Below are 22383 nucleotides of genomic sequence, written 5' to 3'. Positions count from 1 at the left end.
ATATTTGATGCGTTCAGAGAGCTGGGGTTAGGTGGGAGCCTGGTACGATAAAATATACAGAATGGGCTTGCGAGAGGTATGTTGAACATTGTAGTAGGCAACCCGGGTTCCGCCGTTAAAAGGATAGAGTATCGGAATTATTCCTGTACTTGAACAAGTGGGATTTATCAATCCAATTGAGGTGGTACCACGGTATTTATATTACATATATCGTCCTCTACATGCATATTTGCGTGTAGGGGACTTTTTTATTTTCTAAAGGAGGTGTGCGAGTATGAAATGAAAGTGTATAATTAACAAAAGTTTAAATATTCAGAAAAGGAGAATTTATGATGAAAGAAACACAGCAATGGACGTCGAAAATAGGCTTTGTACTCGCAGCAGCCGGAGCCGCAGTAGGTCTTGGTGCGATATGGAAATTTCCATATGTTGCAGGTAATGGCGGGGGAGGCGCATTCTTCCTTGTATTTTTACTATTAACTTTATTTATAGGTATGCCTCTTTTAATAGCGGAGTTTGTTATTGGACGTAGCACGCAAAAAGAGGCCGTTACAGCTTATAAAGTACTAGTGCCAAATAGCAAAGTATATCCTTGGATTGGTCGTATGGGAGTTGTTACTTGTTTTAGTGTACTATCTTTTTATAGTGTTGTAGGTGGATGGATTTTACTTTATTTATATTATAGTGTGACAGGAAGTTTCTGGAATAGAGCAGCTGATTATGGACAATTGTTCGGTGAAACGATTTCAAATCCGTTAAGTGCGATTGGAGCACAATTTATCTTTATGCTTTGTACAATTTTTGTCGTAAGTAAAGGTGTAGAGAAAGGTATAGAAAAGGCAAGTAAGTACATGATGCCGCTATTATTTATTTTATTTATTGCGATTATTGTTCGTGCGTTAACACTCGATGGTGCTTTTGCTGGAGTAGAGTTCTTCTTAAAGCCAGATTTTTCAAAGCTTACAGCAGATACGATTTTATACGCGATGGGACAATCTTTCTTCTCACTAACTGTAGGTGCCTCGGTAATGGTAACGTATAGTTCGTATTTAAAGAAAGAAGAACATTTAACGAAATCAGCAACATCTATTGTAAGTTTAACGGTTTTTGTTACAGTACTTGCAGGATTAGCAATTTTCCCAGCGATTTTTGCGTTGGGAGTTAAACCGACTGAAGGACCAGGACTACTGTTTATCGTCCTTCCAGCAGTATTTGCAAAAATACCATTTGGTCAATTTTTCTTTATTATGTTTTTAATTTTATTCTTCTTTGCGACTTTAACATCAGCAATTTCAATGCTTGAAATTGTAGTAGCATCTGTTGCGAAAGGTAATGAGAAGAAGCGTCCGTCAGCATCATTATTAATTGGTATTCTTATTTTTGCAGTCGGTATTCCATCAGCTTTATCATTTGGGATTATGAGTGACGTGAAAATATTCGGGAAAACATTCTTTGATTTAGTTGACTTTTCGGTAAGTAACGTATTGCTGCCGTTAGGAGTACTAGCTATTTCATTATTTGTACCAAATAAAATGAGTAAAGAGTTATTGATGAAAGAATTAGAAGTGACGGAAACGAAGGGGAAAACGTTATTTAACATTTGGTTCTTCTTACTTCGTTATGTTATTCCAGTAACTGTAATAATTGTATTTTTAAATGCGATAGGTGTATTTAAAATGTTTGCATAAAAAAAGGCGGGGATCTGGTCATCTCCCTGTCAAGTAGACAGTAATAAAAAGAGTATTATGCCACGGCCTTTTCCCGATATTCTATCGGGGAAAGGCCGTGAAGTTTTTCTTGGAATCTTTCTGTATTATAAAATTGAATATATTCTTGAATTGCTCGGTAGGCCATTTCATATGTTTTTGGGCACACTAAATACAACTTCTCTGTTTTTAAATGTGAGAAGAATGATTCGATACACGCATTATCAAAACAGTTTCCACGTCTAGAATGACTACCGACAAATCCTAATTTCTCTAACTGTTTTGCGTAGGATTTAGATGTATATTGAAACCCTTGATCTGAATGGAAAAGGGGCTTAGTAGTTAATGACTTCCCTTCTAATTGACGTAATGTAGTTAAAACCAAATCTAAATCATTTCTTGAAGATAGCTTCCAGGCAACAATTTCATTGTTGTATAAATCTAACACAGCTGACAAATAGGCAAATTGTTCTCCGATTCGTACATAAGTAATATCTGTTACGAATTTTTGATTTTGCTTTTCAGCTTGAAACTCTCGATTCAAATGATTTTTAAATACCACAGATGTTTTTCTTCCATAAAACGGACGTTTTTTTCGAATGATAGATTGAATACCCAGCTCTCTCATAAGACGACGAACACGTTTATGATTCATTACCATTCCTTCTCGAGCCAAAGCACGAGTCATACGTTTATACCCATAGTAAGGGTGCTGACGATGAATAGATAAAATATGTTCTTTATGCCACATATCCCTTTTCTGACGTAAACGCTGCACGTTATGATATTTCCGCCATTTATAGTAGCCAGCCTTAGAAACTTCCGCGATTTGAAGCAACCATCGGAGTGGATAGGCTTGGCGTAATGAATCGATAAGAGAAAATCGTTCTTTCTTTAGGACCATTCCTTCCCGTGTAGATTTGGATTGCGCTTTTTTAAATACTCAACCTGTGCCTTCAAATAAGCATTTTCTTCTTCTAGACTATTAAAATTCTTTCGATTCCAGACACCACGTTGATCATCAAAGGACTCCCCTTGTTGCGCACGTTTTACCCACTCAATAATCTGGGCATCGCTCTTCACACCGAGTTGTTCACGAATTTCTCGCAATGATTTTCTCTCTTCTAATCGAAGACGAACTGCTTCTCGCTTTAGTTCTTCTGTATATTTTTGAAATGATTGTCCTTTTCTTGCCATAAAAAAATCCCCTCCAGATAAAACAGCATTGAGTCCATCATATCAGATGGACTCTTTTTTTACTGTCTACCTATAGGGGATAATACCAATCTCCCGTCTTTTTTTATGTGGATGTTGATGAGTGTAATAAACGATTATATGCTTTATAGGCTGTAGTGACTGCAAGGAATGAACCGATTAAAAATAATACTGAGCCGCCAAATGTAAATATCCGGCCAATATACGTCTCTCTAGCTTCTTCTATTTTTTGTTGTAATTGCGTATTCATATTGATCACCTCGTAAACTATAGGCATTTAGTTATAGTCTATGTAGAATGCCTATATTGTGTGAAGTGTAAATAAAAAACCTCGGTAGGCACCGAGGTTTTTTATAATCCGATATAAGGAGATGGGTCAACTGCGTTTGTCTTGCCGACATTCCATTCTCCAAGATGAAGTTCGAAGTGTAAATGTTGTCCGTATGATTGGCCCGTGTTCCCCATAAATCCAAGCTGATCGCCTTGTTTTACAGTTTGTCCATTCGATACAGAACGGCTATTCATATGAGCATATACTGTCGTATATGTTTTTCCGTTTATACGGTGAGATAAATACACTACGTTTCCATAACTAGATGATAATTCTGAACGAATAACAACGCCATCTGCAGCGGCGATAATTGGAACCGTTCCCGAAGCAGCGATGTCAATTCCTTTATGATTATCTAAAGAACGTACACCAAATCCGGAAGTTTTTGATCCAGCTGCTGGTTTGATAAAGCCACCGATATTTGTATCATGTGGTGTTGGGGCCGCTTGAGTTGCTTGAGCAGATTTAGTAGCTTGTTGTTTGCGAGCCTCTTCTGCCTGGCGAGCTTCTTCCGCTTTACGAGCTTCTTCGGCACGTTTTTCTTCTTCAATTGCTTTTTGAACAGCTTGACGTTGATTTTCTAAAATGCCTTTGGATTCTTCTAATCCTTCAATCTCTGAATCTACTTTTGCTACTTTCGTATGTAGATCGTTAATAAGAGTTTGTTGCTGTTGTTGGTTATTTTGTAATTCTTGCTGTTTTTGTTCTAGTTTTTGTTCAGATTCTTTCAGTTGTTGTTCTTTTTTCTCAACAGCCTCTTTTTCTGACGTTACAGCATTTTGATCAGATGTTTGTTTTTTTACAATATCTGTATCGTTGTTTAATATTAAACTTACGGAGTACATATTATCAACAAGGTCAGCAATGTTTGTAGAGTTTGTTAATACTTCTGTAATGATATTGGTACGCGGTTTTTCTTGCATAGATTGTAACCGTTGTTTAATAACTTCCTGACGTGTATCTATGTTTGTTTGTAATTGTTCTATATGTTTCTTTTTGTCAGTAATTACTTGTTGTGTTTTGCTAATTTCTTTTTTTGTATCATTTAATTCAGTCTCGTTTTTATTAATAGAAGTAGTTAATTCATCAATTTTCTTCTGTAATTCTTGAATTTCTTTTTCTATTTGTTCTTTCTCGACTGATTTATTTTGTAAGTCACTTTGTTTGCCTTCTAATTCAGATTGAATGTTAGATAATTTATCTTGATTCGTTTCAGCGTATGCAGGTGAAAGTAACGGGGAAGCAAAAATCGTTCCTGCTGCTAAAACACTAAACGCTGCAAATTTCTTTTTCATTGTTGTCTGACTCCTTTCCCTATGAATGTTATATATCATAAGAAGAGGGGTGTCTATCGTTGTAATCATAATGTAAAGAAAATTTTATAAAATTGCTAAGTTTTGTCGGAATTTATCATTTTTCAACTGTAATTGTCATAGTACATACATTTTATTCATATGTGTAACAAAGGTATATTTTGGAATTAATCTGTAAAATGAAGAAGGAAAGTAATCGTTTTTATGAGGTGAAATATTACTTGGAAAGCTAATAAAACACTAGTGAGGAATCGTTCTCATGTTAGGTTTTCTGACATGGGTCTGCTTTTTGTCAAGAAAATTATTTGTGTTCGGGCAAAGTTATTTTGTTGTCAGATTTAAATTTTTGATTTATGATTTTTAACAGGGACAAAATGTAGTGAATTGTCGAATAATATGTAATACTCTTAATTTCTTAGTTTTATAGAGATAGAATGAGAGATAGAGTGACACATCGAAGAGGGGGTTACAACAAATATGAAAAGAATAGGACTTGCATGGCAAATATTAATAGGGCTTGCGCTTGGTATTGCGGTTGGGGCGATTTTCTTTGATAATCCAGCTGTTGTGAAGTACTTACAACCAATTGGTGATATTTTCATCCGATTAATTAAAATGATCGTTGTACCGATTGTTGTAGCAAGTATTGTTGTTGGGGTTGCTGGTGTTGGCGATGTTAAAAAACTAGGTCGACTAGGCGGAAAAACAATTCTTTACTTTGAAATTATTACAACAATTGCAATTATTGTTGGTCTATTAATAGCGAATATTTTCCAACCAGGAAAAGGCGTAAATATGGAGCAGTTAACAAAGACAGATATTTCGAAATATACACATACGACAGAACAAGTACAAAGTCATTCATTTGCAGATACATTTGTAAATATTGTTCCAACGAACATTATGAAGTCGTTAGCTGACGGAGATATGCTTGCTATTATCTTCTTCTCTGTATTATTTGGTTTAGGTGTAGCAGCAATTGGTGAAAGAGGAAGACCAGTTCTTCAATTTTTCCAAGGTGTAGCTGACGCAATGTTTTACGTAACAAACCAAGTTATGAAATTTGCACCATTTGGTGTGTTTGCACTAATTGGTGTTACAGTTTCTACATTTGGTCTTGCTTCATTAATTCCATTAGGGAAATTACTAATTGTCGTATATGGAGCAATGATCTTCTTCGTCGTAGTTGTCTTAGGACTTACAGCGAAAATATTTGGAATCAACATTTTCCAATTCTTTAAGATTTTAAAAGACGAGCTGATCTTAGCGTATTCTACAGCAAGCTCAGAAACAGTTTTACCAAAGATCATGGAGAAAATGGAGAAATTCGGTTGTCCGAAAGCAATTACATCTTTCGTTATTCCGACAGGTTATTCATTTAACTTAGATGGATCAACTTTATATCAAGCAATTGCGGCTCTTTTCTTAGCACAAATGTACGGTATTGATTTATCTATTACACAACAAATTACATTATTGCTTGTATTAATGGTTACATCAAAAGGTATCGCAGGTGTACCGGGCGTATCATTCGTTGTATTATTAGCGACACTTGGTACAGTAGGTATTCCACCTGAAGGCTTAGCGTTCATTGCTGGTATTGACCGTATTTTAGATATGGCTCGTACAGCAGTTAACGTTGTAGGAAACTCTTTAGCAGCTGTAGTTATGTCTAAGTGGGAAGGTCAATATGACGCTGAAAAAGGACAAGCTTATTTAAAAGAGATTTCTGAAAAGGGTCAAGCGGCTTAATTATAATATGAACAAGCTCTCACATAATATGTGGGAGCTTTTCTGTATATAGAAGAGGAGCAGACATAATGAAACGTAAATATGGTGACGGTTCTTCGTGGAAGAGGCTAATAGAAAAGAGTTATACGGTTAAGCAAGTGGAAGAGGGAATGCTCGGAATACTGGATATAAAAAAGGTGAGAGAGCCTAGTTGTAAAGAATATGATGGTGAAGAACTTTGTATTGCAGCGGATCAGTATACGTGGATTCAATATTTCATAGACGGGAAAAACTTTGCGATTACCGCTATGTTAGATGATCAGAAAAAATTAGTGCAATATTATATCGATGTGGCGAAAGAATATAAAATAGACGATCGTGGTTTACCGTATTTTGATGATTTATATTTAGATGTAGTATTATTACCTACCGGTAAGGTGTATGTATTAGATGAAGAGGAGCTAGAGGATGCTTATAAAAGTGGTGATGTCACGAAGGAAGAGTATGAGTTAGCTTGGTACACTACGAAATGGATATTAGCAACAATAAAAAATAATGAATTTTATTGGATTTCAATGTTGAAAGAAGAAATAGAAAAGTTAAAATGATTGTTGTATTCGAATTTTTGTATAATTACCAAAAAAATCTATACAAAAAATAATTGACTTTTGTTTTGTAAGCGAGTAAAGTTAGGAAAGAAATTATTATTAAAAAATAAATATGAAACCTTCTTATAAAGAGAGGCGGAGGGACTGGCCCTACGATGCCTCGGCAGCGGACTCGATTTCAGAGTGCTGTGCCAAATCCAGCAAGCGTGTGCTTGAAAGATGAGAAGAGTGTTTCTTATAGATGTATAAGACCTCTTCTCATCGGAAGAGGTCTTTTGTTATTCATTAGAAAAAGGTTGAAACTAGGGAGAGATGATACTTTGAAAGAAACGAGAGGAAATGGTTTAGCTTTATTACCACTTGGGATATTTTTGGCGCTATTTATTGGTTCTGGAATTATTACAGGTGATTTCTATAAATTGCCGATACTTGTAGCGATCTCAATTGCTGTAGGAGTCGCTTTAATGATGAATCGTAAAGAAAGTTTTAATGTGAAAGTAGAGCGGTTCGCTAAAGGTGCAGGAAATCCGGATATTATGATTATGGTATTAATTTTTGTGCTTGCAGGTGCATTTTCTGAAACTGCTAAAGGAATGGGCGGAGTAGACTCAACTGTTAATTTAGCATTAACTATTTTACCGCCAGGATTTATCGTAGCTGGAATCTTTGTTATTGGTGCATTTATTTCATTAGCGATGGGAACTTCAATGGGAACAATTGCAGCATTAGCGCCGATTGCTGTAGGTATTAGTGGTCAAACTGATATCTCAATTGCGCTTGCAATGGCTACTGTTGTTGGCGGAGCGATGTTTGGTGATAATTTATCATTTATTTCAGATACAACAATCGCAGCTGTTCGTTCACAAGGAACAGAAATGAAAGATAAGTTTAAAACGAACTTTTTAATTGTGTTACCAGCGGCTATTATTACAATTGTGCTATTAGTAATAGTTACTTCAGGAAGTGACACGCAAATTAAAGCACATAGCTTTGATTGGATAAAGATTTTACCGTACGCAGGAGTACTTATTACAGCGCTACTTGGCTGGAATGTACTTATTGTATTAACTGGTGGAACTGTACTATCTGGTGTTATCGGTCTTATAGATGGAAGTTACACGTTAGAAAGTTTCTTTAAAAGTGTAACGACTGGAATGGGCGGTATGATGGAGTTAGTATTACTTGCTATATTAATTGGCGGTATGGTTGAATTAATCCAATATAATGGTGGTATTCAATATTTAATGAATGTATTAACACGTAATATTCGTTCGAAAAAAGGAGCGGAATTTGGTATTGCTGGTTTAGTGAGTATGACGAATATGTGTACAGCGAATAATACGATTTCAATTATTTTTACAGGCCCGCTTGCAAAAAATATTGCAGATCAATATGAAATAGACCCTCGTAAATCAGCGAGTGTATTAGATCTTTTCTCATGTTGTGTGCAAGGATTAATTCCGTACGGTGCCCAAATGTTAACGGCAGCAGGATTTGCAGCGTTATCTCCAGTTGAATTGTTACCGTATGCATTTTATCCAATTTTAGTTGGAGTATGTGGGATTGTTTCTATTTTAATTGGGTTTCCAAGGTTTTCGAAAGTAGCTAAGAAAAAAGAGTATCATAAAACTGCTTAATTTAATATGAATGTTAGTAATTAAAAAACGTGCAGAGAATAGACTCTGCACGTTTTTTTTGCGTAAAGGGCTGAATATGACTCGGTCTTAAGTCTGAGTAGAAAACGGTTCTTAAGCTCGTTATGGAAAGATGAAAAAATAGTTAAGATAAGAGTATCAAATCGAAGGGAGGCAAGCACAAGATGAAACAATTTCTAGCGTTTATCGCAGCCGGTATTTTGGCTTTAATTGCTCTTGGTAGTCTTGCTGGTATTGTAGGATTCGCAATCGGAGCAGGAGTTGTATATTGGAGCTATAAATCATTTGTGCGAGCTAAATCATTTTTTGGAAAGTTAGCTTGGGGTATTGTTGGTTTAATCGGTTTATCCATTGCACTTTCTCATTCGCCAGCATTAATCGGTATCGCTGCTTTAGTGGTTTTATACTACGGATACCGTGAGTGGAAAAAAGAAAAAGATGTAGTTGTTGAATCTGCTCCAGAAAGTTCTAAATCATATAGCAACTTTGAAGATGAGTGGAACAAATTAATGAAAAACTAAAACAATAAATCAAATTATAATTAAAGTAGAAGAGAGGAAGATTTATAATGAAACAATCTTTATTCGGACGTGTACGCGATGCAATTTTAGCTGATTTTCATAACGTGTTAGATGAGAAGGAAAGAAAAAATCCAATTGCGATGTTAAACCAATATTTACGTGATAGTGAGCGTGAAATAACAAAAATTGAGAAGTTAATTGGGCGTCATAAAACATTAAAATCTAACTTTGCTCGTGAGCTTGAGCAAGCACGTTATTTCGTTAATAAAAGATCAAAGCAAGCTATCATTGCTCAAGAATCAGGTGAATTACAATTGCACGAACGTGCGTTAGAAGAGGTAGCTTATTATGAAGGGCAAGTAACTCGATTAGAAGAAATGTATGCAGGTGTTGTAGAGCAAATTGATGAGTTAGAGCGTCGTCTTTCTGAAATGAAAAATAAATTAAAAGAAATGCACGCAAAGCGTATGGAACTAATGGCACGTGAAAATATGGCACATGCAAATCGTCGTATGAATACTGCGATGCATAAAATGGATGAAAATAATCCATTCTTACGATTTGAAGAGATTGAAGATCATATTCGTGACTTAGAAACTCGTATGAATGAAGAGCATGAGCGTGACACATTTGATATGAAAATTGCAAAACTTGAGCGTGAAATGAAAGAAAAGAATGATGTATCGTTAACGAAAGAGTTAACAAAATAATAGTAGTATATTATAAAACAGGCTTATGATATAGTGATAGGAGAAAAGGTGTTGGAAAGCAATGCCTTTTCTTCTATGTATATGTGACAAGAAGGGGGGAGCTGAAATGAAGAAACATTTTTCAAAGACACAATTAATGGGGATGCTCCTCATCATATTTGGGTTCGGTCTTTTTCTTGATATGATACTTGGACATTTTGAACCAGGTGGTCTCATTTTTGCATTTATTATGCTTATGTTTGGAAGGCATTATCGTAAAAAGAATCGTTATGTACGGGGAAATGTATTTTTATTTGTTGGTGGTATCGTATTTTTATTCTTCTTATTTTCATCAGCAGCATTTGTTCTTGTCGTATTTGCTTGTTTAGCTTTAATTGGTTATCAATTGATTCAACAAGGGCATCAGCAAAAAGCAATGAAGGTTGAAATTAAAGAAAAAGGGATGATAGACGAAGAGAAGCAAATATATCGTACAGAACCATATTTGAAAAATATGTTTGTAGGCAATGTGCGAATGATGGATCATATTTATGAACTTGAGGATATTAATGTTCAATATGGTGCTTGTGATGTGGAAATAGATTTAACAACTGCTATGATTCCAGAAGGGGAAACGGTAATTGTTATTCGAGGTGTCGTTGGTAATATTCGTTTATATGTGCCATATGATATTGAACTTTCTTTAAATCATTCTGTTATTGTCGGGCGTGTGCTCTTGCCAGGTCATGAAGAGACAGGGTTTAACCGCAATGTTACATTTAGAACAGAGCAGTATAAAGAGGCTCCTCGACGTATTAAAATTATTTCTTCGCTTGTCGTAGGCGACACGGAAGTGAGGAAAGTATAATGAAGAAACAAAAAAATATTTCGTGGATGTATATTCGTTATTCTATGTTGTCCTCTGTTAGTATCGCACTCATTTGTACAATTGTATATGTATGGAAAAGCGAGCAACAAGTGTATGATTTATTATGGAAGGAATCCATCGCTTCTGTTCCAATTGGCTTGTTTATTATGACTACAAGTTTACTTATCGGGGGAATTGTAGGATATGCAATCGGTTACTATATAGAGCAGCGTATACAAGGATTAAATACGTTTCTATTTGAAGTAGAGCGAGGGAATTTTCCGAGCGATGTTTCGTTTACTGCAGATGATGAATTTCATGAAGTGGAACGAAAAGTAATCGTTCTGGCTCGTCGATTAGAGGAGCAAGCTGGACTCTTTCAAAAAGTAACGAATGAACGAGCTCATTGGAATGAAGAGATGAGACAAGAAGCGATTTCTCAAGAAAGGCATCGTTTAGCAAGGGAGTTGCATGATTCAGTAAGTCAGCAGCTTTTCGCAATGTCGATGATGATGTCAGCGATTAATGAACAAATAACTGAATTTCCAGATGTGACAAAAAAACAATTGCAACTTGTTGAAAATATGGTTGTAAATGCTCAATCAGAAATGAGAGCATTGCTCCTTCATTTACGTCCTGTACAATTGGAAGGTAAGAAACTGACAGAAGGTATAGAGGAATTATTAACGGAATTATCGCGAAAACAACATATGAAAATTGAATGGCTTATTGAGCCAATAGAATTAAAAAAAGGTGTAGAAGATCATTTATTCCGTATTGTGCAAGAAGCGCTATCAAACACGTTGCGACACGCGAAGGCAAAGAAAACAGAAGTGCGCCTTCGAAAAATTGATCAATATGCGATTTTAAAAATCATTGATGACGGCGTTGGGTTTGAAGTAGGGGTTAATAAGGCTGGTTCATATGGCCTAAGATCGATGCAAGAGCGTGTTCATGAAATTGGTGGGACACTCAAGGTACTTAGTTTCCCGGCCAAAGGTACACAAATAGAAGTAAAAGTACCGATTATGATTGAGAGAGGAGGAGAAGTATGATAAAAGTATTGCTTGTCGATGATCATGAAATGGTTCGTATGGGTGTATCGGCATATTTATCTACACAGCCAGATATTGAAGTAGTAGGGGAAGCTGAGAATGGAAGAAAAGGATCAGAATTAGCATTGCAATTAAGGCCGGATATTATTTTAATGGACCTTGTTATGGATGAGATGGACGGTGTCGAAGCAACACGTGCTATTATTCAAGAATGGCCAGAAGCAAAAATTGTAGTTGTAACAAGCTTTTTAGATGACGAAAAATTGTATCCTGTTATTGAGGCTGGGGCGACCAGTTACTTATTAAAAACATCAAGAGCAAGTGATATTGCTGATGCTGTACGAGCTACTTATGATGGAGAAACAGTATTAGAGCCGAAAGTTACCGGGAAAATGATGTCCCGTATGCGTCAAAAGAAAGAGCAACCTTTGCATGATGATTTAACGGAAAGAGAGTTTGAGATTTTGTTATTAATCGCAGAGGGAAAAAGTAATCAAGAGATTGCGGACGAGTTATTTATTGCACTGAAAACGGTAAAGACACATGTGAGTAATATATTAAATAAATTGAATGTAAGTGACCGTACTCAGGCGGTTATTTATGCATTTAGGCATCAATTAACGAAGTGATAAAGTGAAACTTTAATCAGTGGGGAGGTTGTTCCTCCCCCACTGATTATCAGCCCTCACCAATCGGGCTTTTACGGGCAGTTAATGCGGGATAAAGTGAAACTTTAATTGGCGGGGAATTCCTCGCTGATTATTGGCTCGATACAATATAGATTTGGCGTTAAAACTATTGAATGTTTTTATTGACGATAAATAATGTAAGCGTTATCATTGAGGTGTTAACAGTACATATAAAGGGGAGAATGTATATGTTAGTTCAAACTATATTCGGAATGGATAAGTCTAAAAAATTAGGGGATTATGTGAACGCATTACAAGCGCTTTGTGAACAATATAATGTTGAAACAGATAAAATTGCGATTATTGAGGCTACAGAGGAATACTATTTATTTTTAGTAAAGCAAGAAGAGCACTATGATGTTGTCAAGGTAGAAACAGTTGATACGAATATTGAATATTATACGAAGGCTTATAAAATAAGCAGTTTTAATCATACTGCGTATCAAATGTAAAAAACTCCCTTTTGGGAGTTTTTTTAGGAGGCTTTTACTTCGTGAGATTCGGTTACTAATGGAACTTTTTTCGTACCGCTTAACTTAGCCATTGCAAGACCAATAAGAGCTCCTGCTAATGCTGGTATTAGCCAGCCGATTCCTTCATTATATAAAGGGATAAATTCAAAATATGGTGTGATAAATGAAACTGAAATACCACCTTGTTTTAATCCATCAAATACGCTCACTACAGCTGCTCCAATTAAAGCACCTACATAAACAGAGCGATATCCACCGAAGTATTTATGAAGTAATGATAGTAGTACGAGTACAATCGCAATTGGATACACAACAAGTAGAATTGGAACAGAGATTGCGATAATTTTCGTTAAACCTAAGTTGGCAACTAGTAATCCTAATGCGCAAATGATACTCGCGAACGTTTTGTATGAAAATGTAGTCAATAATGTTGAAAAATATTGGCTGCACGCAGATACGAGTCCAACGCATGTCGTTAAACAAGCGAGTGTAACGATAAGAGATAATAGGAGCAAACCGTATGGACCGAATAATTGTTGTACGATAACAGTAAGTAGCTGTCCGCCATTTTTTGCATATCCGAGCGAGACGCTAGTTGCCCCAAGCCAGCCGAGTGCACCGTATACAAGTACGAGCCCTGTAGCGGCAATAAGCCCTGCTTTTGCTGTGGCGATGGCAATGGACTTACGATCATTCACACCTTTAGAGCGAATTGCATTTACAACGATAATTCCGAATGCAAGTGCTGAAATAGTGTCCATTGTTAAGTAGCCTTCCATAAAGCCTTTGAAGATTGGAGAAGTTTGATACTCTTGCATTGCTGGTCCTGATTGCCCAAGTGGTGTAAATACACTTTTAACAAACAATAAGAAAATAGAGAGTAATAAAATAGGTGTTAATACATTTCCAATACGATCAACAAGTTTAGATGGATTCAAACTCAGCCAAAATACGATAGTAAAGAAGATGATTGTATATAAAAATAGCACTAGGCTGCTAGAGCGGATTGTTTCTGGTAAGAAAGAACTAACACCCATTTCATAAGCGACATTTGCAACACGTGGGATGCCCATAGATGGACCGATAGCAATGTATACAATTACTGTAAAGAAAATTCCGAATAATGGATGAACATGACTTGCAAGTTGCTGCATTCCATTTCCAGATAGAGAAATTGCGATAACAGTTAGTAGTGGTAAGCCAACTCCTGTTAGTAAAAATCCAATCATTGCTGGCCAAAAGTTTTCACCTGCATTTTGGCCAAGCATGGGAGGGAAAATTAAATTACCTGCCCCAAAAAATAAAGAAAATAGCATAAGACCCGTGAAAAAAATATGTTTTTTTGATACAGTGTTCATTGTTTTTCCTCCTTTTTTAAATTCATTTGTAAGAACACAAAAAACTCGTCCCTAAAGAAAGGGACGAGTTATATTTACCCGCGATACCACCCTAATTTACACATGTAGAAATAAATCTATATGTATACGGCTTTGCAACGTACAACATGATACGTGTTCCTTGTAACGGGGGACGGCCGGTAAGAACTTACTGTAACATTCGGTTCTACTTCTCGGAGATGATTTTCGGTTACGCGCTGAACGTTGGCTTTCAGCAAATCGCCAACTCTCTGGGGAACAGTTCTATAACGTACTCGTTCTCGTCAATGAATTTTTATTCAAGTATTCTGACAGTATTGTTGCATGTTTTTTTTAGAAAGTCAATATGTTTTTTGAAAGATATATTTATATACGGAAATATCGAAAGTGATATTCGTTGTTGTAAAGGAAATGATGAATTGTAAAATGGGAGTGAAAATTTGCGGAGAATTGTAAATTTTATAGAGAAAATTGATATTTATAGGAGTGAAGAAGGGATTGTTTGAATTTATAGAGAATAATACAACAATCCACTTGCTGGAAAGAACAAACCAAAAGAGGTGACTGAAATGCTTGCGATGGGAGTATTATTTGGCATTATTGCTATAATTGGTTTTATGTGGTTATATTATTCGCGTTCGTTTAAACAAGCAGAAGTTTTACTCTTTCAAAAAGGTAGTTTGTTGACAAATCAGTCTAGATATTTAGTATGTCCGAAGTGTGGAAGTGCACAGGCCAGAAGTGGAGGATATCAAGAGTGTTGCAAAATTAGATTATGAAAGAAAGGAAGCCTCACATTATTTTGTGAGGCTTCCTTCCTTACAACTTCATGGCGCTCCAAATTGTCCATCGATCTCTTTCAATAATAGGAGAGACGTTTTGTAATGCGGTCTGTATATGTTGTCGAAGTTGAGAAAGTTCATCATCTGTTAACTCATATAGAATGGATCGACCTGTTCGAGGAGATAAATCTTGCAATAATGCTTCTACAGAATCATGTATTTTTCGTATTTCCCATTGTGTTTGTGTGGGAAGTACATGAAGAGAATGCTTTTGTAATTCTGTCTGTATAGTGTTGGTTTTTGGACGTCTTTTTGACTCTATTTCAATAAGTTTTGGAAATAGAGAGAAAAAATATCCGCGAATGTGTTCGGGACTTCCTGGAATTGTACAATCTTCAATTGTTCGATCTTGTAAAATAAGTACACCGTTTTTATTTAATATACGAGAAGCTTCACGTAAAAATGTAGGAATGTCTTGTAAATGATGAATAACTGCACGCGAAATAACTATGTCGAATGTTTCATTAGGGTATGGGATATTATGTGCATCACCGTGGATGAATGAAATGTTTGAAAAGTTGTTACAATTTTCTTTTGCAGCTTGTAATATTTCTTTTGAAAAATCAAGTCCCACAACATTATTGGCTCCCATAAGAGCGAGTTCTTTCGTATAAATCCCACCACCACAGCCGATATCAATTATTTGCTTGTTTTGTATTTCTGTAATGTTTTTTACAATTTCACCCCAAGAAATATGAGCGTTTCTTGTTGCATATGTGTACTTATTATTTTCATCATGAAAATTAATGGGCATGATAAAGACCTCCTTTCAATGATTAGTATAGCGTATTTAATAGGATGTCACGTTTTTGTTTTATGTATGAAGATTATAAGGATTTCTTATCGTAAGAGGAGGATTAATTTGAAAGGGAAATATGTATTGTTGTTGTTTGTTATGTTACTAGCAGCTTGTGGTCAAGTTGAACCGAAAAAAGAAACAAAAAAAGTAGAAGAGACGGTGAATGAAGTGAAAGAAACAATAGGGGTAACCGTTATACAAAAAAAACATAAAGAGAAAAAGTTGCAGGAATCAGAAGCGAAGTTAGTAATAGACATTTTGAATAAAGCTGAGAAACAAGAAATAACAGGAAGCTTCGGTGAACCTGAATATGAAATACAAATTAGTAGAGATGGGAAAAAAGAAACTTATTATGCATGGTTAAGGGGAGAAGATAGACGAGGATGGGTGCAATATAAGAAAGCTATGTATATGTTGAATGAAAAAGATACGGAAAAGCTTTTGGATATATTTCCAAATGTCTCAGAACAAAAAGAAGATGAGATGCAGGTAAGCCCTTTAACGGAAGTAACAAAAAAAGATTTGCAGATTACCGCGTTTCATATTAAAACAGGCGATCAAAACGTGAATTATACGGTACGGTATACGATTTCACAATCACTATACAATAAGTTAGTGAAGGAGCAAGAATATTATTTGCAACTCAATTTTCCAGAAAAAGTTCAAAAATTAATTGGAGCAAAAGAGAGTGAAATGATTTTAGGTGAAAAAGTAAAGGAAGGGTATAAGCAATATGAATTACATGCTACTGTTCCGATAAAAAGCGCTTCAGAATCACAATTAAAATCATTAGAAACATATTACGAAAGTTATGATTTGAAAATATTAAACAGTAAAAAAGAAAAAATAGGTGTGTTTCACAATATAATTCAGATTGTTAAAGATTATGGTGAAAAAATGAATTTTCAAAGATAAAGTGAGACTTTAATTAGCCCTTACGGATTGGAATGAATATAAACTCGTCAAATCTATATGACCTTTCCTAGGAAATGATAATAGAGAGGGGAAAGCACCCCTCTCTATTACTTTGCTTTTGCAGATGGCTCATTCATTGATTTTCGTGTAATAAGAAAAGAAATCATAAGAGCGGAAAGGATGACAAGGGCAATAAATACGTGATTGGGCAAAAAATCTAATAATAATACGTAACTAACGGTATAAAAAATAAGAGTTGAAGCTAAAAACGATAGAGCACCTATTATAAGAGATTGTAAATTCATTTTTGTACACCTCCTTTTATTTATATTTTTGGCTGAAAATGGATTATATAAACATTATTTCTAACAATAGAAAAAAATATGTCATAATAGAGAAAAGAACAAGCTTTAATGAATGAATATGATTCATTAATGAGAGATAAAGGAGAGGAATATGAAAAATAATAAAAAAGGATTATGGGGAATTATTGTTGCGATAGGTCTATTTTTACTGTCTAAGTTAAAGTGGGTATTTGCAATTTTTAAATTAGCAAAGTTTTCAACGGTATTTAGTATGTTTCTATCGCTTGGCGCATACGCAGTTCTATATGGTTGGAAATTTGGAGTGGCGCTCATTTATTTGTTGTTTGTTCATGAAATGGGCCATTTATGGGCTGCGAAAAGAAAGGGGATCCCAACATCGCCAGCAATCTTTATTCCATTTATGGGGGCCCTTATTGGAATGAAAGAGATGCCGAAAAATGCGAAAGATGAAGCTTACATTGCCTATATGGGTCCGCTTTTCGGACTTCTGTCATTTTTACCCGCGATACCGCTTTATATAATGACGAAAGAGCCATTTTGGGCGCTTGTTATTTTGCTTGGAAGTATGATTAATTTCTTTAATTTAATTCCCGTTTCGCCGCTAGATGGTGGGCGAATTATTTCAGTTGTCAGTACTAAAATTTGGGGAGCAGGCCTTATTTTATTACTTGGCTATTCAATTTACTTTAAAAGTATTTTGGGAGGATTTATTGTTATTATCGGTTGTATGGAGTTATATAGAGTAATAAAGAGAGATGAGCCGATTAAGGAATTAGGGCATAAAATTGATGGGATGAAAGAATATGTTACTAGGCTTGAAGAGGAATTAAAAGAAACGGGTGCTGTACATCGGACTATATACGTGATGCATCATGAGATGAATGCATTAAGACAAAGAGAACGGGAAAAAGAGTTACAAATAGGTGAACTTCAAAAAATGGAAGTGTTAGAGTATCTTTTACCGAAGTTCGAACCGTTAGATTATGTTCCATATGAAGATGAAAAAGATGAGTATACAATTCACATAAGGGAAGCATTTGAAGCGTCAGAAAGAAAATTAAATGAATGGAAAACAGAAAAGGAACAACAAGAAAACTATTATAAAGTGGATGCGAAAACGAAATGGACAGTATTTGCTTGTTATATTGGATTAATGGCTATACTCGGTTACACAGCTTATGAAGGATATATTGTTTTACAAGAACATTTGCCAACGAGAAATGTATAGAAAAATATTGTCGAAATGATAGGAAGAATTTATACAGGAATTATATTTCTACGAGAGAAAGTTACAAGTATAGTCATACATTGTAATATTTTTAGTAGAGAAGGAGTTCTGTATATGAAGAAATTGTTAAGTGTATTCGGGATTATTATCGTGATGATCATTGCAAGCTATAGTCTTATGAAAGTGCTGTTACATTATGCGAATAAGCCTGCTGAGGTAAATACAATAGCTCAAATAGAAGATGTGCAAGAAGAGACAAAAGTGCTAAATTTTATTCGAATGACACATGAAAGCTATAATAATTTCTTAAATTACGGTAAAGCAGAGAATTATACAGACGGGGATTGGAATCAATTTAAGCAATGGTTTCAACAACAAGAATCATCGTTAAAAAATATACATACAGAAATAAAGAATGAAAAAATAAAACGTGATGTAAATAGAAGCTATGAAATTGTAAAAAAAGGTGTGGAACTTCAAAATATTGAGTATGTAGTGTATGCCCACCGTGTATATCATGACTTGGATATTATCGTAAATAAATATAGAGGTGAAACGAATATCTGGGGATATACGGAGTTTGGCGATGGGAAAGATATAAAAGTAATTGAACAAGCTATACAAACAAAATAATAAGCTAGCTAGAATTCTAGTTAGCTTATTTTCTTTTGTAAATACAATGTTCATATATTATTCACAAAAACACCGTGTTAATAGTGATTAAAATCACAATCTGCATTATAAGATTCAGTTAAACTAAAAACAGTTAAGGAAATAGAGGAGTGGGATACAATGTTAAGTGCAAAAACAATTGAAATCGTAAAGTCAACAGTACCATTATTACAAGAAAAAGGCGTTGAAATTACAACGAGATTTTATGAAATTTTATTTTCGGAACATCCGGAGTTATTGAATATTTTCAACCATACAAATCAGAAAAAGGGAAGACAACAACAAGCGTTAGCGAATGCTGTTTATGCAGCTGCAACGTACATTGATAATTTAGAAGCTATTATTCCAGTTGTAAAACAAATTGGTCATAAGCATAGAAGTTTAGGTATTAAAGCAGAGCATTACCCGATTGTAGGTACATGTTTACTACGTGCCATTAAAGAGATCGCAGGTGCACCTGATGAAGTTTTAAATGCATGGGGAGAAGCATATGGTGTCATTGCTGATGCATTCATTAGCATTGAAGCAGAGATGTATGAAGAAGCTGCACATAAAGAAGGTGGATGGAAAGACTTCCGCAACTTTGTGATTGTTAAAAAAGTGAAGGAAAGCGGTGTTATTACGTCATTTTATTTGAAACCTGAAGATGGAGGGAAAGTTTCTTCATTCATCCCAGGTCAATATGTAACGATTCAAATCAATATTGAAGGTGAGACATATACACATAATCGTCAATATAGTTTATCCGATGCTCCTGGGAAAGAATATTATCGTATTAGTGTAAAAAAAGAAAAAGGTGTAGATACACCAGACGGTAAAGTGTCTAATTACTTACATGAACATGTAAAAGAAGGAGATGTTTTACCAGTAAGTGCACCAGCGGGAGATTTCGTGTTAAATATGGATTCAACATTACCAGTTGTACTAATTAGTGGTGGAGTAGGGATTACACCGATGATGAGTATGTTAAATACGTTAATTGAACAAGATTCAAAACGTAATGTATATTTTGTTCATGCAGCAATAAATAGTAATACACATGCAATGAAAGAACACGTTAAGACAGTAGAAAATGAATATGAACAAGTTAAAGCATATACTTGTTATTCTGCACCGACTGAAAAAGATTTAGAAATGAAGAACTTTGATAAAGAAGGTTTCATTGAAAGTGAATGGTTAAAAACTATTATTCCGACAACTGAAGCAGAGTTTTATTTCTGTGGTCCAGTAGCATTTATGAAGCATATAAATGCTGCACTAACTGATTTAAGTGTGAAACAAGAGCATATTCATTATGAATTTTTCGGCCCAGCAACAAGCTTACAATAAGCAAAAAAACGAGGTATTTATTTTACCTCGTTTTTTATTTGTTCTCGTAATAAACGGTTTACTGTTTCACGACGTATACCTATCAGTTGACCAATTTCGGTTTGTGTTAATATTTCATATATAGGAATGTCACCTAAATATAGGGCGAACCATTCTTGTAAACGATGAAGACGTTCTTTCGGAGAGACGGTTGTCAATTGATCAATTCGTTGTTGCATCATTCTTAATTTAGATTGCAATTGCATAGCGATGTTAGCATACGATTCGGGATTTGCTTGAAGTCTCTCGTACCATTCACTATTAGTGATCGGTTCCACTTCTGTTTTTATTAAAGCGATAGCTGTACCGTGATATTCTTTCGGTGAAATTAAAGAATGATGAGGTATCGTTTCACCTGGAACGATAATGTTGAATAAAAATGGTGTTCCGTCTTCTTCTAGCCGAACTACTTTTAATAAGCCTGTTTTTATAAAGTATAAAGGACCGTCCTCGCCTTGACGGAATAGTACATCTCCTTTGTGTAGAATCAATGTTAGCCCCCCATTAATATGTTTCTATTTCTTCTATTTTAGCGTATATGTATATAGACAATATGCTATTTCAACAGCAATTTCATTGACGAAATGTATGCTATTACAGTAGTATACTATTTAGTGTGTAATAGTACTAGCAATGAATACGCTGTAGGGGGTTTAGTATATTGTTAGATGCGATGAGAATGACGGATATGAGAATTCCGGCGAATGCTATCATTCATGTAGAAGAGATGAAAGGTGGAGTCGTTTTATCCGTTGAAGTAGACGGCCAAATTATTTATACGATGGCTTATGATGAAGAAACAGATAGCTATGCTGAATTATATGATCGAAACGATAAGAGGGCGTGCCAAGTACATGAAGACTTCATGGGGTGGTCACTTCTTCATTAAAAAAGATGTCAATATGACATCTTTTTTTATTAAATCGATAGAATATACAAAGAAATGAAATATAAGGATAAAATTTGTAATAATTGATTTTGCATTGTTAGCACTCTGTAACTGCAAGTGAACTATTTTTTCGCTATCATAAAGATAACAGTCGCAGTTATAGGAGTGGTCAACTTGAAGAAAGTACATATTTCAAATTATATGTTATTATGTGTTTGTTTAATTTTATTTGTTCTCCTCGGAGGATTTTTATATTCATGTGTATAAGAAAAACGCATTCTAAAAAGAATACGTTATAAAAGGGAAATAATGATTAATCTAGTTCCAAGAATAATCAACGTAATACGTAATAAATTAATTACGGCGTTACCACTTAGTTTTGTATTAATGTAAGCCCCGATTTTTCCGCCAATCCATGCACCCGGAATCAGGATTAATGCATAAATCCAGCTGACATTTCCAAGTGAGATGTGAGTTGCAGAACTTACAATTGCTGATAGAAATACGATGAACATTGAAGTTGCTACTGCAATATGTGCTGGGAATGCAAAAAGAAGCATCATTGCTGGAACAAGTAAGGCACCGCCACCAATTCCAAATAATCCAGATATAAACCCAACTATAAAGGCGATAAAGATAGCAAGAAACGGTGGGAATTGGTAGTGTACAGTATTTCCATCATTATCTATAAAAGAACGCTTAATTACAGACGTATTTGAGAGGGAAAGAGGTTTTAATTTGTCTCGAAGCATAAGTAGAATTGAGACGAATATAAGGAAAATCCCAAAGTATAAAGAAAATGTGTCTTGGTTTAAAAATTTATTTGCCCATGATCCGATAATACCACCAGGGCCGCTTCCGATAAATAAAATAAGTCCACTTTTATAATCTACTCGCTTATGCTTCATGTAAGTAAGGGTGGAAGATAGTCCTGTGAAAACGACTGTTACCATAGAAGTCCCTACTGCAAGTTGTGGTGATAAACTGTGTAATCCAATTAATAACGGAACAATAATAATTCCGCCTCCAAGCCCAACTAGGCTGCCGACTGTTCCGGCGATTAGTCCGATGAAAAGTAACATGATGTATTCCAAAATTGCCAACTCCTCTAAAT

At 35.2% G+C, this 22383-nt stretch carries 24 protein-coding genes, 1 riboswitch and 2 other annotated features (1 of these 27 only partly in view); of the genes, 16 read left to right on the top strand and 8 right to left on the bottom strand.

Annotation, left to right across the window (positions count from 1 at the left end; translation table 11 throughout):
* Positions 1-221: a binding site (T-box leader), on the top strand; it begins 28 nt to the left of the window's first position.
* A 111-nt stretch (positions 222-332) separates the two neighbouring features.
* Positions 333-1688: a sodium-dependent transporter gene (locus tag B9A45_RS22665; RefSeq protein WP_000665442.1), complete on the top strand. Its 1356-nt coding sequence runs from the start codon at positions 333-335 to the stop codon at positions 1686-1688.
* Between the two features lie 55 nt (positions 1689-1743).
* Here B9A45_RS22665 and B9A45_RS22660 read toward each other — a convergent pair.
* The 3 genes from B9A45_RS22660 to B9A45_RS22655 all read right to left on the bottom strand — a co-directional run bounded on the left by B9A45_RS22660 (position 1744) and on the right by B9A45_RS22655 (position 4547).
* Positions 1744-2903 (bottom strand): IS3-like element ISBth8 family transposase gene (locus B9A45_RS22660; RefSeq protein WP_087874946.1). Its coding sequence is split into 2 segments (ribosomal slippage): positions 1744-2645 and positions 2645-2903, totalling 1161 coding nucleotides; the frame shifts between segments, so codons are not numbered across the junction.
* Between the two features lie 103 nt (positions 2904-3006).
* Positions 3007-3171, bottom strand: a complete 165-nt coding sequence (locus B9A45_RS32285; protein ID WP_001096002.1) for a hypothetical protein — start codon at positions 3169-3171, stop codon at positions 3007-3009.
* Positions 3172-3272: 101 nt separating this feature from the next.
* Positions 3273-4547, bottom strand: a complete 1275-nt coding sequence (locus B9A45_RS22655) for a murein hydrolase activator EnvC family protein (protein WP_000726071.1) — start codon at positions 4545-4547, stop codon at positions 3273-3275.
* A gap of 495 nt (positions 4548-5042) precedes the next feature.
* Between B9A45_RS22655 and gltP the strand changes: the two genes are divergently transcribed.
* The 9 genes from gltP (at position 5043) to B9A45_RS22610 (ending at position 12833) form a co-directional block, all read left to right on the top strand.
* Positions 5043-6317, top strand: coding sequence for a glutamate/aspartate:proton symporter GltP (gene gltP, locus B9A45_RS22650; protein ID WP_000821131.1), 1275 nt, complete (start codon positions 5043-5045; stop codon positions 6315-6317).
* A 68-nt stretch (positions 6318-6385) separates the two neighbouring features.
* Entirely contained in the window at positions 6386-6904 is a 519-nt protein-coding gene (locus B9A45_RS22645; protein WP_084065129.1) for a ribonuclease FAU-1 family protein, read from the top strand.
* Positions 6905-7024: 120 nt separating this feature from the next.
* Positions 7025-7130: riboswitch (SAM riboswitch) on the top strand.
* Positions 7131-7224: 94 nt separating this feature from the next.
* Positions 7225-8541 carry a Na+/H+ antiporter NhaC family protein gene (locus B9A45_RS22640; RefSeq protein WP_000665486.1) on the top strand — a complete coding sequence of 439 codons (1317 nt, stop codon included), beginning with the start codon at positions 7225-7227 and terminating at the stop codon, positions 8539-8541.
* A gap of 182 nt (positions 8542-8723) precedes the next feature.
* A complete protein-coding gene (locus B9A45_RS22635) occupies positions 8724-9080 on the top strand; it encodes a lmo0954 family membrane protein (protein WP_000808641.1) in 357 nt (118 codons plus the stop codon).
* A gap of 47 nt (positions 9081-9127) precedes the next feature.
* Positions 9128-9790 (top strand): PspA/IM30 family protein, encoded by a 663-nt coding sequence (locus tag B9A45_RS22630; RefSeq protein ID WP_000814134.1) that lies wholly within the window; start codon positions 9128-9130, stop codon positions 9788-9790.
* 106 nt (positions 9791-9896) lie between these two features.
* Positions 9897-10637 (top strand): cell wall-active antibiotics response protein LiaF, encoded by a 741-nt coding sequence (gene liaF / locus B9A45_RS22625; protein WP_000716096.1) that lies wholly within the window; start codon positions 9897-9899, stop codon positions 10635-10637.
* Positions 10637-11692, top strand: a complete 1056-nt coding sequence (locus B9A45_RS22620) for a sensor histidine kinase (RefSeq protein ID WP_000744326.1) — start codon at positions 10637-10639, stop codon at positions 11690-11692. The genes liaF and B9A45_RS22620 overlap by 1 nt, the downstream gene beginning before the upstream one ends.
* Positions 11689-12321, top strand: coding sequence for a response regulator (locus tag B9A45_RS22615; RefSeq protein ID WP_000598707.1), 633 nt, complete (start codon positions 11689-11691; stop codon positions 12319-12321). The genes B9A45_RS22620 and B9A45_RS22615 overlap by 4 nt, the downstream gene beginning before the upstream one ends.
* A 173-nt stretch (positions 12322-12494) precedes the next feature.
* Positions 12495-12833, top strand: a complete 339-nt coding sequence (locus B9A45_RS22610; protein WP_002061028.1) for a DUF3922 domain-containing protein — start codon at positions 12495-12497, stop codon at positions 12831-12833.
* Between the two features lie 23 nt (positions 12834-12856).
* Here B9A45_RS22610 and brnQ read toward each other — a convergent pair whose 3' ends face one another.
* Complete coding sequence (gene brnQ / locus B9A45_RS22605) at positions 12857-14212, bottom strand: branched-chain amino acid transport system II carrier protein BrnQ3 (RefSeq protein ID WP_016109662.1); 1356 nt, start codon at positions 14210-14212, stop codon at positions 12857-12859.
* A gap of 56 nt (positions 14213-14268) precedes the next feature.
* Positions 14269-14527: a binding site (T-box leader), on the bottom strand.
* A 272-nt stretch (positions 14528-14799) separates the two neighbouring features.
* On the opposite strand from brnQ, the gene B9A45_RS22600 reads away from it, so the two are divergent.
* The gene (locus B9A45_RS22600) at positions 14800-15009 is read left to right on the top strand and encodes a hypothetical protein (protein WP_000880630.1); all 210 of its coding nucleotides are present in this window, start codon (positions 14800-14802) and stop codon (positions 15007-15009) included.
* 40 nt (positions 15010-15049) lie between these two features.
* Here the strand turns inward: B9A45_RS22600 and B9A45_RS22595 are convergent, their stop codons facing one another.
* Positions 15050-15826: a class I SAM-dependent methyltransferase gene (locus B9A45_RS22595; protein WP_016109663.1), complete on the bottom strand. Its 777-nt coding sequence runs from the start codon at positions 15824-15826 to the stop codon at positions 15050-15052.
* Between the two features lie 108 nt (positions 15827-15934).
* Between B9A45_RS22595 and B9A45_RS22590 the strand changes: the two genes are divergently transcribed.
* On the top strand, positions 15935-16786 hold the full coding sequence (locus tag B9A45_RS22590; protein WP_016109664.1) for a hypothetical protein: 852 nt from the start codon (positions 15935-15937) through the stop codon (positions 16784-16786).
* Between the two features lie 107 nt (positions 16787-16893).
* Here the strand turns inward: B9A45_RS22590 and B9A45_RS22585 are convergent, their stop codons facing one another.
* Complete coding sequence (locus B9A45_RS22585; protein ID WP_084065127.1) at positions 16894-17091, bottom strand: hypothetical protein; 198 nt, start codon at positions 17089-17091, stop codon at positions 16894-16896.
* Between the two features lie 151 nt (positions 17092-17242).
* On the opposite strand from B9A45_RS22585, the gene B9A45_RS22580 reads away from it, so the two are divergent.
* The 3 genes from B9A45_RS22580 (at position 17243) to hmpA (ending at position 20341) form a co-directional block, all read left to right on the top strand.
* Positions 17243-18340: a site-2 protease family protein gene (locus B9A45_RS22580; protein WP_000794491.1), complete on the top strand. Its 1098-nt coding sequence runs from the start codon at positions 17243-17245 to the stop codon at positions 18338-18340.
* A 114-nt stretch (positions 18341-18454) separates the two neighbouring features.
* Entirely contained in the window at positions 18455-18973 is a 519-nt protein-coding gene (locus B9A45_RS22575) for a hypothetical protein (RefSeq protein WP_000735526.1), read from the top strand.
* A gap of 159 nt (positions 18974-19132) precedes the next feature.
* Positions 19133-20341, top strand: coding sequence for an NO-inducible flavohemoprotein (hmpA, locus tag B9A45_RS22570; protein ID WP_084065124.1), 1209 nt, complete (start codon positions 19133-19135; stop codon positions 20339-20341).
* 17 nt (positions 20342-20358) lie between these two features.
* On the opposite strand, the gene B9A45_RS22565 is transcribed toward hmpA, so the two are convergent.
* Positions 20359-20871, bottom strand: a complete 513-nt coding sequence (locus tag B9A45_RS22565; RefSeq protein WP_000600581.1) for a Crp/Fnr family transcriptional regulator — start codon at positions 20869-20871, stop codon at positions 20359-20361.
* A 170-nt stretch (positions 20872-21041) separates the two neighbouring features.
* On the opposite strand from B9A45_RS22565, the gene B9A45_RS22560 reads away from it, so the two are divergent.
* A complete protein-coding gene (locus B9A45_RS22560; RefSeq protein ID WP_000883009.1) occupies positions 21042-21269 on the top strand; it encodes a hypothetical protein in 228 nt (75 codons plus the stop codon).
* Positions 21270-21562: 293 nt separating this feature from the next.
* Here B9A45_RS22560 and B9A45_RS22550 read toward each other — a convergent pair whose 3' ends face one another.
* A complete protein-coding gene (locus tag B9A45_RS22550; protein ID WP_000455759.1) occupies positions 21563-22363 on the bottom strand; it encodes a sulfite exporter TauE/SafE family protein in 801 nt (266 codons plus the stop codon).
* Positions 22364-22383: the final 20 nt, after the last annotated feature.

It is taken from the genome of Bacillus sp. JKS001846 (assembly GCF_900176455.1).
Taxonomy (GTDB): Bacteria; Bacillota; Bacilli; order Bacillales; family Bacillaceae_G; genus Bacillus_A; species Bacillus_A cereus.
This window is presented reverse-complemented; position numbering and strand designations above follow the sequence as displayed.